The sequence below is a fragment of the Bradyrhizobium sp. ORS 86 genome (assembly GCF_045571475.1).
Lineage (GTDB): Bacteria > Pseudomonadota > Alphaproteobacteria > Rhizobiales > Xanthobacteraceae > Bradyrhizobium.
The window spans coordinates 5,342,906-5,355,467 of record NZ_CP120699.1 but is presented as its reverse complement, the minus strand read 5'-3'; the positions used below and the strand labels follow the sequence as shown (position 1 = coordinate 5,355,467).

Genomic DNA, 12,562 nt, shown 5'->3' with positions numbered 1-12,562 from the left:
GCGCCGGCGCCGGCGAGACTTGCCGAGGACGCCTATTGCTCTTCCTCATCTCCCTTCGGCCGCGCGCCCGCAAAAATCCTTGTACCTTCCGGCGTGAGATAGGGCTTCAGCGTCTCCCACGGCACGAAGACGGCATATTGGCCTTCGGCATAGGGGCCGACGGCATAGGGTGGATAATGGAAGGTGAGGCCCGAGCTCTTGCCGGCATCCGTCGACGGCGCCAGCGTCACGGCGCCGATCTTCAGCAGCGTCGGCTTGAGCTCCTTGTACCACTCGGCCGTTGCTGTCTCGCTCGCGCCGCGCTTCTTCTTCTCCGCGTTCAACGCGCTGACGATGGCCTTCCGCATTGCCGTCAGAGTCGGGCCATTGTCTGACGTCTCGGTGAAGAAGGGACGGATGCTGATGCGCTTCTTCTCGGCGGAGTCCCACAGGATGGTGTTGACGTCGGAGTTCGGATGCGCGCCGTGCGTGTCCATATAGTCGTCGCGCACCACGCTGATGTAGCGATTATCGACCACGGAGCGCACGGAATATTTCCGCTCGAACGACCAGCCGCCGCGGTCCTTGAAGAACTCCGGCTCCTCCTTGCGGGCGGCAGCCGCCTCCGCCGCATTTTTGTCGATCCATTTCCGGCCTTCAGCCAGGCAATCGGCGGCCAGCGCCGCATCTGCCTTGATCCTGTCGTCGAGATAGACGCTGGCCTCAATGCTTGTATTCTTGACCGACGCATCCGGCTTGGGATCATCGGCGCGCACGGCAAGGCTGAGGCAGGCAAGCACGCCGGCAAGACACAGGATGCGGACAGGCGTCGTGATGCGAGCGGCGCGCATGGAGACTCCATTCGGAGGGGAGAGAGGGCGGCAGCAGAGCTACTCTGCCGCCTCGCTGTGACCGAGCCGGGCGTTGAGCTTGCGGATCAGCTCCTCGGCGGCATCCGAGATCATTGTGCCGGGCGGGTAGATCGCCTCGGCGCCGGCCTTGTACAGCGCATCGTAATCCTGCGGCGGCACCACGCCGCCGACGATGATCATGATGTCGTCGCGACCGTGCTTCTTCAGCGCGGCCTTCAGCTCCGGCACCGCCGTGAGGTGCGCGGCCGCAAGCGACGAGACGCCGAGAATGTGCACGTCGTTCTCGACCGCCTGGCGGGCGGCTTCGTCGGCGGTTGCAAACAGCGGTCCGATATCGACGTCGAAGCCGACATCGGCGAAGGCCGATGCGATCACCTTCTGGCCGCGGTCATGGCCGTCCTGCCCGATCTTCGCCACCAGGATACGCGGGCGGCGGCCCTCGGCTTCCTCAAAGGCGTCGATCAGCGTCTGAACCTTCTCGACCTTGTTGGACATGGTCGCTGCCTCTCGCTTGTAGACGCCGGTGATCGACTTGATCTCGGCGCGGTGCCGGCCGAACACCTTCTCCATCGCGTCCGAAATCTCGCCGACGGTCGCCTTCGCCCGTGCCGCATCGATCGCCAGCGCCAGCAGGTTGCCGTTGCCTTCGCCAGCCGCGCGGGTGAGCGCCGAAAGCGCCGCGTCGACGTCCTTCTGGTTGCGCTCCTTCTTGAGCCGAGCGAGCTTGTCGATCTGCAGCCGCCGCACGGTGGAATTCTCCACCTTCAGCACGTCGATCGATTTCTCGTTCTCCGGCTTGTACTTGTTGACGCCGATCACCGCCTGACGCCCGGCATCGATCCGCGCCTGGGTCTTGGCAGAGGCCTCCTCGATGCGGAGCTTCGGCACGCCGGCCTCGATCGCCTTCGCCATGCCGCCCAGCGCTTCGACTTCCTGGATATGGCCCCAGGCCTTCGCGGCGAGATCGCGGGTCAGCCGCTCGACATAGTAGGAGCCGCCCCAGGGATCGATGATGCGGTTGGTGCCGCTCTCCTGTTGCAGGAACAACTGCGTGTTGCGGGCGATGCGCGCCGAGAAATCGGTCGGCAGCGCCAGCGCTTCGTCGAGCGCGTTGGTGTGCAGCGACTGGGTGTGGCCTTGGGTCGCCGCCATTGCCTCGATCGTGGTGCGCATCACGTTGTTGAAGACGTCCTGCGCGGTCAGGGACCAGCCTGAAGTCTGGCAGTGCGTGCGCAGCGACAGCGAGCGCGGATCCCTAGGGTTGAACGGCTTGAGCAGCTTGGCCCACAACAGCCGCGCGGCGCGCATCTTGGCGACTTCCATGAAGAAGTTCATGCCGATCGCCCAGAAGAACGACAGCCGCGGCGCGAAGCGGTCGACGTCGAGGCCTGCGGCGAGACCCGCCCGCAGATATTCGACGCCGTCGGCGAGCGTGTAAGCGAGTTCGAGGTCCTGCGTCGCGCCGGCCTCCTGCATGTGGTAGCCGGAAATCGAGATCGAGTTGAACTTCGGCATCCGCTGCGAGGTATAGGCGAAGATGTCGGAGATGATCCGCATCGAAGGCAGAGGCGGATAGATATAGGTGTTGCGCACCATGAACTCTTTCAGAATGTCGTTCTGAATGGTGCCCGACAGCTTCTCCGGCGGCACGCCCTGTTCCTCGGCGGCGATCACGAACAGCGCGAGGATCGGCAGCACGGCGCCGTTCATGGTCATCGACACGCTCATCTGGTCGAGCGGGATGCCAGCGAACAGCGTGCGCATGTCGTAGATGGAATCGATCGCAACACCGGCCATGCCGACGTCGCCGGAGACCCGCGGATGATCAGAGTCGTAGCCGCGGTGGGTGGCGAGATCGAACGCCACCGACAGGCCCTTCTGTCCGGCCGCGAGGTTGCGGCGGTAGAAGGCGTTGGAATCCTCCGCCGTGGAGAAGCCGGCATATTGCCGGATGGTCCAGGGCTGGTTGACATACATGGTCGGGTAGGGGCCGCGCAGATAGGGCGCGATCCCGGGCCAGGTCTCGAGGAAGTCGATGCCGTCGAGATCGGCCTCGCTGTAGACCGATTTGACCGGGATGCCCTCGGGCGTCAGCCACGGCTCGGCATTCGCTGCGGGCACTGCGCTGCCGACCTTCTCAAAAGCGATATCGGCGAAGTTTGGTATGCGGCTCATGTTGTCCATCATATCACTCGGACGATCTTGCGACGTCCCTCAATCATGGTCCGGATGCTGGTGGCTGACGATGGTCGCCATCTTCTCCGGTCCGTAATTCTCCATCGTCGTGTGGCTCGGCAGATTGGCGATACCGACCACCCAGCCGAGCCGGGACTCGGTTCCAAATTGCTGCGTCGGCACCACCCGGTCAGGCCGGTCGAAGGCGCCGGTCATGATCTCGATCCGCGGCCCGTCGATGCGGCGGAAGCTCAAGGGTGTGCCGCACGCCGCGCAGAAGTCGCGCTCGGCGATTGACGACGACTTGAATGCGGCAGGCTTACCGCGGGTCCAGGCGAAGTCCTGCTTGTCGATGTCGGCGAAGGACGCAAACGGCGCGCCGGAGGCTTTTTGGCACATCCGGCAGTGGCAGATACTGATCCGGGTTGGTGCCGCCGATACGGCAAAGCGGACGGCGCCGCATTGGCAGCCGCCAGTCAGAACGGTTTTCGCCGGTGTCTCAGCCGTCATGCTTGCTCCATCCGCCGATAAGCGTCGCGCAATGTCGCCAACGCGTCACCGCCGGCGAAGACGAACTCACCAATGCCGGCCGCCCGCAACGCCGCTTCCTGGTTGCCGGGCCGCCCAGCCAAATAGATATGCTTCGCTCCGGCGCCGTGAAGGGCCCTGGCGGCGTCGGCAGCGCGGTCGGCGTAGACCTTGTCCGAGGAGCAGACACAGGCCATGGCCACGCCAGAGGCCTTGAAGGCCTTAGCCAGCGCCGCCGCGTCGGCAAAGCCCTCGCTGTCGATGGCCTCGATGCCGCCGGTTTCGAAGAAGCTCCTGGCAAAACTGGCGCGCGCGGTGAAATCAGCGGCTGTGCCGAGATTAGCCAGGAAAATCCTCGGCCGCGTACCGTTAGCCTTCAGCGCCGCGTCCGACCTGTCGCGTAGCGCTTCGAACGGTTCGGCAAGGCGCATCGGCGCCAGCGCGTCGAACTTGATCGTCGCATCGGCCGAAACCATCGGCGCCGCAGGTTTCACGTCCAGCACTGCGATCTCGGCCTCGTGCAGGTTCGGGAACTCGCTGGCGCCGGTCAGCACGTCGCGGCGCTTCGCGACGTTGGCTTCGCGCGCCACGCGGGTCGCGGCGACCCTGTCCTGGATCAGGCCTTGCTGGAGGGCAGGGAAGATGCCGCCCGCTTTCTCGATCTCCTGGAACAGTGCCCACGCCGTTTCACAAAGCTGCGACGTCAGTGTTTCGATGCCGCCGGAACCGGCTGCGGGATCCGAGACTTTCGCGAGGTTGGATTCCTCGAGCAGGACAAGCTGGGTGTTGCGCGCGACGCGCCGGGCGAATTCGTCGGGCAAACCAAGCGCCAATGTATGCGGCAGCACGGTGACCGCATTTGCGCCGCCGAGGCCGGCTGCAAACGTCGCCATGGTCGCGCGCAGCATGTTCACATTGGCGTCGCGCTTGGTCAGCATCCGCCAGGCGGTCTGCGCGTTGACGAAAATCGGCTTCGGTGCAAGCCCACACGCCTGCTCGACCCGCGCCCACAGCCGCCGCAGCGCGCGGAATTTCGCCAGCGTCAGGAACTGATCGGCGTCGGCGCAGAGGCGGAACGAGATCGCGGCGCGCGCCGCATCGAGGTCGATGCCGGCGGCTTCCAGCATGCGCAGATAGGCGAGCGCCACCGCCAGCGTGAAGGCGAGCTCCTGCACGTCGGAGCCGCCGGCGTCGTGAACCGGACGGCCATCGGCAAGCACGAACGGTCCCTTGAAGCCGCGCTTGATCAGCCCGCCGACGACCTTGCCGAACGGCTTCTCGTAATCTGCCCAGGCGGCAGCCGCGGCGCCCCGCACCGCGACCGTGCTGACCGCCTGATAGTTGAAGTGAAGGTCGAGCTTGGCCGGATCGATCTTGCGGGCTTCCACGACGTCGGCAAACGTCTCGCCGGCGTTCTCGCGCCCAATCACCGGGTTCAGCGCGATCATGATGCCGGCATCCAGATGGATGCCGTCGCAAACTTTGGCCAGTGTCTGCTTGCTGGCGTCGGCGAGGCCGAAGCCGCGCGCGCCGGGACCACCTGCAAATTCGAATTCGAGGCCGGTCGCACCGTTCTCGAGATCGTGCAGCGCCTGCGCATTGGCCTGTGCGGCATCGGGATGGTCGACCCGTTGCAGGATCCGCCAGGGGGCCGCGGCGGCACGGCCAGCGATCGGGCCGGTGTTGGTGGCGCGGCGATAGATCGGATCGATCTTCAGGCCGTCATAGGTCTTGCCGACCAGCTTCTCGAACGGCGCGCCCTTCAGCACGCCGTCGACCAGCTTCCGCCAGTCCTCATACGTCGCCGGTGGAAAATCCGCTGCCAGCCGCAAATCGTCAGTCGTGGTCGTCATCCGCCCAAAATGTCCTTCGCCGGCCCCGCGCGGGGCCTCCTGATTTGGCCGGAAATTGCCACGGGCGGGCGGCCAAGCCAAACAGTTGTTTTGGGGCTGTTGAACCCTATTCGAGGTCCGGCAGGCGGAAAATACCGTCGGTGGAAACCTGGGCCAGCGCCTCGCCGACACGGCGGCCGGCGATCAGGCGATCGGGAGCGATTTCGGCCAGCGGCACCAGCACGAAGGCGCGCTCGAACAGGCGCGGGTGCGGCAGGGTCAATTCCGGCTTGTCCAGCTTGATGTCGTCATAGGCGATCATGTCGAGGTCGAGGGTGCGCGGCCCCCAGCGCCGTTCGTTGGCGCGATCGCGGCCGAACCTGGTCTCGATCTTGTGCAGCGTGAACAGCAGCGCATGCGGGTCGAGGCTCGTCTCGATCTCGATGCAGGCGTTGATGAAGCTCTGCTGCTGCTCCTCCCCCCAGGGTGGCGTCGAATAATCCGACGAGCGCGCCAGCAGGGCTGCCTGCGCCATGCCGCAGATATTGGCGATGGCTTTGCGGAACGTCGCGCGGACGTCGCCGACATTGCCGCCGAGCGCGATCAGGACGCTAGCCATGAGCCGGCGGATGCCGTGAGCGCGTCAGCACCACGCCGACGTCGTCGAAGATCGCGGCAATCGGAGCGTGCGGCTTGTGCACCGTCACCTTGACGGCCCTGATGCGCGGAAATGCGCTGAGGATGTCGTCGGCCACCGCACCGGCGGCGCGCTCCAGGAGCTTGTAGTTGGTGGTCTTGAATGCCGACGTCGCGGTCGCCACCACGTTGGAATAAGACACGGTGTCGGACAGGCGGTCGGTGCGCGAGGACTCCGAGAGGTCGGTATAGAGTTCGAGGTCGATGACGAAACGCTGCCCGACCTCGGTCTCATGTTCCATCACGCCATGACGGGCATGGATGACGATCCCGGTGATGAAGATCGTATCGGTCATTGCTGTCCCTCGATTGCCGCGGCCACCCGCAGCGCCTGAACGGTCTCCGCGACATCATGCGCGCGGATGATGCGGGCGCCGTTCTGCGCGGCGATCAGATGCGCCGCGATCGAACCGCCGACCCGCTCTTGCGGCTCCGACGGCACAATCGTGCTGATGAAGCGCTTGCGCGATGCGCCGACCAGCACCGGCAGGTGGAACGTGTCGAGCTCGGAGAGTCGCGCCAGCACCATCATGCTCTGCTCCTGGGTCTTGCCGAAGCCGATGCCGGGATCGAGCACGATCTGGTCGGACGATATGCCGGCCCTGGCCGCAATGTCGAGCGAGCGGGTAAAGAATGCGGCGATGTCCCGCATGATGTCGATGGCCGGATCGGCGCGCTCGCGGTTGTGCATGATGATCACGGGCACGCCGCGGGCAGCGACGAGAGGGGCCATGCCGCTATCGCGCTGCAGGCCCCAGACGTCATTGGCGATCGCGGCGCCCTGGTCGAGCGCCCAGGCGACGACCTCCGACTTCAGGCTGTCGATCGAGACCGGTACGCCGAGCGCGACGACGTCGGGCAGCGCCGGCTTCAGCCGCTTCAACTCGTCGTCCGCCGAGACCGGCTGAGAACCGTACGGGCGGGTCGACTCCGCGCCGATATCGATGATGTCGGCGCCGTCAGCGATCAGCTTGCGGGCCTGCGCCAGCGCGTGCTCGGGTGTAATGAACCGGCCGCCATCCGAGAATGAATCCGGCGTCACGTTCAATATGCCCATCACGGCTGGATAGGGCTTGGACAGCAACGCCGGCAGCAGCGCGCGTCCGGTCGGGCCGGCCGCGGCTGACGCTATGGGCTTGGTCGCCATCATGCGGTCGCTTTGCGCTGACAGCGCCGGCAAGTCAAGGCATGGCCGGCGCCCGGTGGCGACCCGTAGCCTTCAGGCGGGGCTAGTAGGTGATCTTGGGAGGCAGCTTGCGTGCCTGCTCGATGAGCAACTCGACCGACTTCTCGGACGGCATGACGCGAACGAGCTTCCGCTTGAGATTGGCGTCCTTCATGCTCTGCGCCAGCCGCGACGGATTGCGGTGCGCGAGCTCGCGCACGGTGGTGACGCCGGCGGCGCGCATCAGGCCAACCTTCGCCCTGCCCATACCGGGAATCCGCATGTAGTCAGAGATGTTGGCCCATTCGAGCAATTGCTGCTCGCTGATTCCGGTCTTGGCCGCGAGCGCCTTGCGTCCCTTGACGGTGCGGGCGGCTTCAAGCAGCGCTTCGGTCGTGCGGATACCCTGTGATTTCAGTTTTGCTGCGCAATAGGGGGACAGGCCTTCGATCTCGGAGAGGGGGTATGTCATGATACTCGTATGCAGGTAGAAGGGAGCGTATCGGCAAGGCGTGAGAGGTGCTTCAGGCAAACTGGCTGAGGCCCGGCGTCCCCGAGATGATCTCGCCCATTTGATCGGCTCCGATTTTGTCGCGGCCGAACACGAAAAGTTCACGCGCGACATTTTGAATTTCGCTCATGCTCAAGCCGAGCGCCATCAGTCGGGTGCCGACAGCCATCAGTCCGCCACCCATCAACCGCGATAGACCACCGCTGTTGCTGGATGCGGCGATTGCCGCTTCGGCGCCGGGGATTTGGTCGATGAGAGCCTGGACTTTGTCGGAAGGTCCCTCGTTACGGAGGAAACCAAGGACGATGCCGATGGTTTTCTCAGCGACAACGCCATCAATGCCGGCCTTCGCGGCCAGCCGTCCAACCAGTTCGTCCATCTTGCCCCGCCTCATCCGGTTCTTGCCGGATACTTCTTAACAATTCATCTTGAGCGCCTGTGCCACGAAATACAAGCGATCCGCGCATTTCAGTCCGCTTTCTTTTTCGATCGCATTGCGAGTGTTGCACCGATGCAAGAGTGAGCGCCGGATTCACGCCATCTTGTCGCAATGCGCAATCCTTTTCTTCACGCGACAGGGAAGAAAGTATGAGGAACCTCCGGGGCGACAATAGAGTCAGCGTGCGCTGGCAGTTTCATTCGACCGGCAAGATGCAATATGATTGTTGTGGTTCGGTAACTGAAGCCGATCTAATCTGCGCGAAGAGACGAAGCGATGGCAACTTCCGACAACAAGCTGGCCGATACCGACGAGAAGATCTTTATCGGCAAGGGTGACGAGACAGCGTGGCTGACGCTCGCACTGGCCAACCGGCACGGTCTTGTGACCGGCGCGACGGGAACGGGCAAGACGGTCTCGCTGCAAGTCATGGCAGAAGGGTTTGCGCGTGCTGGTGTCCCGGTCTTCGCGGCCGATATCAAAGGCGATCTTTCCGGCATCTCCGAAGTCGGTGAAGCCAAAGATTTTATTGCCAAGCGCGCCAAGGAAATGGGGCTGACCTTCCAGCCGGATCAATTCTCGACGGTTTTCTGGGACGTGTTCGGCGAGCAGGGCCACCCGGTGCGCGCCACCGTCACCGAGATGGGGCCGCTGCTGCTCTCGCGGATGCTCGATCTCAACGACGTGCAGGAAGGCGTGCTCAACGTTGCCTTCCGTGTCGCCGACGAGAACGGCCTGGCGCTGATCGACATGAAGGATCTGCGCGCCCTGCTCGATGCGATCGCTCCCGACGGCAGCAAGAAGGCGGGCGACGACGAGGAAGATGCGCTGGCGGCGCTGCGCAAGGCCGCACAAAGCTACGGCAACGTGTCGAAGGCGACGGTCGGCACCATTCAACGTGAGCTCCTGGTGCTCGAGAACCAGGGCGGCACGAAATTCTTCGGCGAGCCGGCGCTGTCGCTGAAGGATTTCATGCGAACTGATCGTGACGGCCGCGGCATGGTCAACATTCTCGTTGCCGACAAGCTGATGCAGAGCCCGCGGCTTTACGCCACGTTCCTGCTCTGGATGCTCTCGGAGTTGTTCGAGGAATTGCCTGAGGCCGGCGACCTGCCGAAGCCGAAGCTGGTGTTCTTCTTCGACGAGGCGCATCTGTTATTCAACGATGCGCCAAAGGCGCTGATGGACAAGATCGAGCAGGTGGTGCGGCTGATCCGCTCCAAGGGCGTCGGCGTCTACTTCGTTACGCAAAATCCGATCGACGTGCCGGACAAGGTGCTGGCGCAACTCGGCAACCGCGTACAGCACGCGCTGCGCGCCTTCACGCCACGTGACCAGAAGGCCGTTGCAGCGGCCGCGGAAACGTTCCGGCCCAATCCGAAGCTCAACACCGCGCGCGTCATCATGGAGCTCGGCAAAGGCGAGGCGCTGGTCTCGTTCCTCGAGGGCGGCGGCACGCCGTCGATGGTCGAGCGCATCCTGGTTCGGCCGCCATCGGCACGGATCGGACCGATCACGCCCGAGGAGCGCAAGGCGATCATGGATGCGAGCCCGGTGAAGGGCAAATACGACACCGCGATCGACGCCGAATCCGCCTACGAGATCATCCAGAAGCGTCTTGCCGGAACGGCGGCGCCGGCGGAAGGGACGGAGGATGGCGGCATTCTCGGTCACATCGGCGCAATCGCCGGCGCGATCTTCGGGACCAATGTCAAGCGTGGCCGGCTGTCGACCGGCCAGTTGATCGCGCGCAATGTCACCCGCTCGGTCACAAACAAGGTGGTCGGCGGCGTGGTTGCCGATCTCGGCAAGTCGGTCGGCGGCTCCATCGGCGGGTCGATCGGTCGCTCGATCGTGCGCGGTGCGCTCGGCGGACTGCTGCGCCGATAGCGTCCCGCGCCGGGTCCCGCGACGAATGCGGGCCGGCGCTTTGCCTGCGGCGGCCGCCGGGCTACAACCCGGTGCTACGTTCACCAACAGGATGTCCGCGATGTCCAACGCCAAGCTGCAGCCGGTCCTCGACCACATCGACGCCGATTTCGACAACAGCCTCGAGCGGCTGTTCACGCTTCTGAGGATCAAGTCAATCTCGGCCGACCCGGCTTTCGCCAAGGACTGCAAGGCGGCCGCCAGTCATCTCGCAGCGGATCTCGCAGCGCTCGGCTTCCAGGCCGAGGTGCGATCGACCGCGGGCCATCCGGCCGTGGTCGGCAAGTTCACCGGCAGCACCGACGGGCGCCCGCATGTGCTGTTCTACGGCCATTACGACGTGCAGCCGGTCGATCCCCTGAACCTCTGGCATCGGCCGCCGTTCGAGCCTGTGGTCACCGACCACGCTGACGGCCGCAAGATCATCGTCGCGCGCGGCGCCGAGGACGACAAGGGACAGTTGATGACCTTCGTCGAGGCGTGCCGTGCCTGGAAGACTGTGACGGGGTCGTTGCCGGTCGACATCACCGTCATCATCGAGGGCGAGGAGGAGGTCGGCTCGAAGAACTTCGTGCCGTTCCTGGAGGCGAACAAGGCCGAGCTGAAGGCCGACTTCGCGCTGGTCTGCGACACCGGCATGTGGGATCCGAACACGCCGGCGATCACGACCGCGTTGCGCGGACTGGTGTATGACGAGGTCAAGATCAAAGCCGCCAATCGCGACCTGCATTCCGGCGTGTTCGGCGGCGGTGCGCAGAATCCGATTCGCGTGCTGACGCGCATCCTCGGTGGCCTGCACGACGAGAACGGTCACATCACCATCCCCGGTTTCTATGACGGCGTGAAGGATCTGCCGCCGGATATCCTGGCGCAGTGGAAGAAGCTCAACCTGACGCCGGAAAGTTTCCTGAAGCCGATCGGCCTCTCGGTGCCGGCCGGCGAGAAGGACAGACTCTTGATCGAGCAGGTGTCCTCGCGTCCGACCTGCGACATCAATGGCATCATCGGCGGCTATACCGGCGAAGGCTCGAAGACCGTGATCCCGGCCGAGGCGTCGGCCAAAATCTCGTTCCGCCTCGTCGAGGGACAAGACCCGGGAAAGATCCTGCAGGCGTTCCGCGATTACGTCAGGGCGCGCCTGCCGGCGGACTGCAAGGCGGAGTTCACCGACCACTCCGTTGCACCGGCGATCGCACTCGACTGGAACATGAAGCCGCTCGCGGCCGCCCGGCGCGCGCTGACAGACGAATGGGGCAAGGAGGCGCTGCTGATCGGCTCCGGCGCCTCGATCCCAATCGTTGCCGACTTCAAGCGCACGCTCGGCCTCGACAGCGTGCTGGTCGGCTTCGGCCTCGACGACGACAACATCCATTCGCCGAACGAGAAGTACGACCTCAAGAGCTTCCACAAGGGCATCCGCTCGTGGGCGCGGATTCTCGCGGCCTTCGTCGATTCCAAATAGGGCAGCACCCGCCCAATGCAAAAACGCCGCCCGGAATTGGGCGGCGTTTGATTCCGATAGTGCAGAGGGTGTTGCCGCTAATCTATGCGAAGATTGTGAAAATTCAACTGCGGTAGCCGGGATTGACGCGGTCGAGCTTGCGCAACAGCGGCGGCCATACAAGCTGGGTCGAGCGCAGCTCGGCGCGATCGGGGTTGGACAAGAGCTCGGTGTTCTTGTCGATCGCCTGCTGTTCCACAGGATAGGCGCTTGCCCCGAGCGCGCGGGTCGCCACCTGCATCGAGCAGGCCCGCTCCAGATGGTACATGCGCTCGAACGCCGAGGCGACCGAGCGGCCGACCGTCAGCGTGCCGTGATTGCGCAGCAGCATGTGGTTCTTGTTGCCGAGATCGCGCTGGAGGCGCGGGCGCTCGTCATGGTCAAGTGCAATGCCTTCGTAGTCGTGATAGGCGAGGTCATGGGTGACGAGCTGCGCTGTCTGGTTCAGCGGCAGCAGTCCCTCGGGGCTCGACGACACCGCGGTGCCGTCGATCGTGTGCAGATGGAGCACGCAACCGGCATCCTCGCGCACCTCGTGGATGGCGGAATGAATAGTGAAGCCGGCCGGATTGATGCTGTACTCGCTCTTGGAAAGCTGGTTGCCGTCGAGATCGACCTTGACCAGGCTCGACGCGGTGATTTCGTCGAACATCAGGCCGTAGGGGTTGATCAGGAAGTGATGGTCCGGTCCGGGCACCCGCGCGGAGATGTGAGTGTCGACCAGATCGTCCCAGCCATAGAGGGCAACCAGGCGGTAGCAGGCGGCGAGGTTGACCCGTTGCTCCCACTCCGCAGCGCTCATATCCGATGGCACTTCCTTCAGGCGCGCTTCTGCTGGCGACATGGTCGATCTGCTCCGTTGATGGCTGCTGCTGTTCGAGGGAAGCCTAGCGTTGCGGGCTGACCCCAGCAAGATCGCGCTCCGGCGTGACAGT

General features: G+C 64.4%; 12 protein-coding genes. 2 read left to right on the top strand and 10 right to left on the bottom strand.

The features are described from left to right. Window positions 1-32: 32 nt before the first annotated feature. The 9 genes from P6U25_RS24825 to P6U25_RS24785 all read right to left on the bottom strand — a co-directional run bounded on the left by P6U25_RS24825 (window position 33) and on the right by P6U25_RS24785 (window position 8,137). Window positions 33-830, bottom strand: coding sequence for an RsiV family protein (locus P6U25_RS24825; protein ID WP_407147392.1), 798 nt, complete (start codon window positions 828-830; stop codon window positions 33-35). 39 nt (window positions 831-869) lie between these two features. Next, window positions 870-3,026, bottom strand: coding sequence for a methylmalonyl-CoA mutase (gene scpA, locus P6U25_RS24820; protein WP_407147391.1), 2,157 nt, complete (start codon window positions 3,024-3,026; stop codon window positions 870-872). Between the two features lie 39 nt (window positions 3,027-3,065). After that, window positions 3,066-3,536 (bottom strand): GFA family protein, encoded by a 471-nt coding sequence (locus P6U25_RS24815; RefSeq protein WP_407147390.1) that lies wholly within the window; start codon window positions 3,534-3,536, stop codon window positions 3,066-3,068. Beyond that, window positions 3,533-5,407, bottom strand: coding sequence for a methylmalonyl-CoA mutase family protein (locus tag P6U25_RS24810; protein ID WP_407147389.1), 1,875 nt, complete (start codon window positions 5,405-5,407; stop codon window positions 3,533-3,535). Before P6U25_RS24810 ends, P6U25_RS24815 begins: the two co-directional genes overlap by 4 nt. Before the next feature lie 106 nt (window positions 5,408-5,513). Next, entirely contained in the window at window positions 5,514-6,005 is a 492-nt protein-coding gene (folK, locus tag P6U25_RS24805) for a 2-amino-4-hydroxy-6-hydroxymethyldihydropteridine diphosphokinase (RefSeq protein ID WP_407147388.1), read from the bottom strand. After that, complete coding sequence (gene folB, locus P6U25_RS24800; RefSeq protein ID WP_407147387.1) at window positions 5,998-6,378, bottom strand: dihydroneopterin aldolase; 381 nt, start codon at window positions 6,376-6,378, stop codon at window positions 5,998-6,000. The genes folK and folB overlap by 8 nt, the downstream gene beginning before the upstream one ends. Next, window positions 6,375-7,232, bottom strand: coding sequence for a dihydropteroate synthase (gene folP / locus P6U25_RS24795; RefSeq protein ID WP_407147386.1), 858 nt, complete (start codon window positions 7,230-7,232; stop codon window positions 6,375-6,377). Before folP ends, folB begins: the two co-directional genes overlap by 4 nt. Before the next feature lie 79 nt (window positions 7,233-7,311). Beyond that, the gene (locus P6U25_RS24790) at window positions 7,312-7,719 is read right to left on the bottom strand and encodes a DUF4332 domain-containing protein (RefSeq protein ID WP_407147385.1); all 408 of its coding nucleotides are present in this window, start codon (window positions 7,717-7,719) and stop codon (window positions 7,312-7,314) included. Window positions 7,720-7,771: 52 nt separating this feature from the next. Beyond that, window positions 7,772-8,137 carry a DUF2267 domain-containing protein gene (locus P6U25_RS24785; protein WP_407147384.1) on the bottom strand — a complete coding sequence of 122 codons (366 nt, stop codon included), beginning with the start codon at window positions 8,135-8,137 and terminating at the stop codon, window positions 7,772-7,774. Between the two features lie 336 nt (window positions 8,138-8,473). Here P6U25_RS24785 and P6U25_RS24780 point away from each other — a divergent pair, with 336 nt between their 5' ends. Beyond that, window positions 8,474-10,087: a helicase HerA-like domain-containing protein gene (locus P6U25_RS24780; protein WP_407147383.1), complete on the top strand. Its 1,614-nt coding sequence runs from the start codon at window positions 8,474-8,476 to the stop codon at window positions 10,085-10,087. A gap of 100 nt (window positions 10,088-10,187) precedes the next feature. Further along, window positions 10,188-11,588 carry a M20/M25/M40 family metallo-hydrolase gene (locus P6U25_RS24775; RefSeq protein ID WP_407147382.1) on the top strand — a complete coding sequence of 467 codons (1,401 nt, stop codon included), beginning with the start codon at window positions 10,188-10,190 and terminating at the stop codon, window positions 11,586-11,588. A 103-nt stretch (window positions 11,589-11,691) separates the two neighbouring features. Here P6U25_RS24775 and P6U25_RS24770 read toward each other — a convergent pair whose 3' ends face one another. Further along, window positions 11,692-12,471: a class II aldolase/adducin family protein gene (locus tag P6U25_RS24770; RefSeq protein ID WP_407147381.1), complete on the bottom strand. Its 780-nt coding sequence runs from the start codon at window positions 12,469-12,471 to the stop codon at window positions 11,692-11,694. Window positions 12,472-12,562: the final 91 nt, after the last annotated feature.